The organism is Streptomyces otsuchiensis, assembly GCF_004305975.1.
GTDB lineage: Bacteria > Actinomycetota > Actinomycetes > Streptomycetales > Streptomycetaceae > Streptomyces > Streptomyces otsuchiensis.
The window spans coordinates 1-243 of the sequence record NZ_BHZI01000676.1 but is presented as its reverse complement, the minus strand read 5'-3'; the positions used below and the strand labels follow the sequence as shown (position 1 = coordinate 243).

General features: G+C 73.7%; 1 protein-coding gene. It reads left to right on the top strand.

Features of this window, described 5'->3' with window-relative positions; all coding sequences use genetic code 11:
* Positions 1 to 12 precede the first annotated feature (12 nt).
* Positions 13 to 243: aminotransferase class I/II-fold pyridoxal phosphate-dependent enzyme (locus E0D90_RS26305; protein ID WP_227870537.1), on the top strand; the 231-nt coding region annotated here is incomplete at its 3' end.

The window sequence follows — 243 nt, the reverse complement described above, 5'->3', positions numbered from 1 at the left end:
GGCTGGGAGACGGTGGCGACCGCGCGCACGACGGTCGTGCCGGACGTGATGACCGGGGTGTTGGAGGTGCTGGCCGCGATATCCACCCCGCGGGACACCGTCGTCGTCAACTCCCCGGTCTACCCGCCGTTCCACGACTACGTCCGCCACACCGGTCGGATGGTGGCCGAGGCACCGCTCGGCGCGGACCTGCGGCTGGACCTCGCGGGCCTGGAGGACGCCTACCGCCACGCCGCCTCGCGG